This is a genomic window from Psychrobacter sp. TB55-MNA-CIBAN-0194 (assembly GCF_040309505.1).
GTDB lineage: Bacteria > Pseudomonadota > Gammaproteobacteria > Pseudomonadales > Moraxellaceae > Psychrobacter > Psychrobacter fozii.
On record NZ_JBEOOW010000213.1, the window covers coordinates 1 to 277 of the forward strand.

Here is a 277-nt window from a genome sequence, read left to right on the forward strand (position 1 = left end):
CCTGCGAGCCGCGCGTGCAAGGCCTCGATCGACGTTGCGACGAACGACGAGAACGCGCGAATCCGCGCGGTGTCGCGCAGGTCCGGATGAGTCAGCAGCCACAGGTCGGTCGCCAGTTCGTCGATCCGGCCGCCCAGCCGCACCAGATCGCGCTCGTCGTCGGCCAGGTAGCACGGCAACACGGCTGCACCGATGCCGGCGCGTGCCGCGGCGAACAGGCCGAGCAGCGTATCCACCCGATACCCGCAACGCGCATCGGCGCCGTGGGCATGCATCC

Annotated in this window: 1 protein-coding gene; it reads right to left on the reverse strand. The window is 70.4% G+C overall.

Annotated elements, in window-relative coordinates; translation table 11 throughout:
• A partial coding sequence (locus AAEY75_RS14870; RefSeq protein ID WP_352260003.1) for a LysR substrate-binding domain-containing protein occupies positions 1-277 on the reverse strand: 277 nt, incomplete at both ends.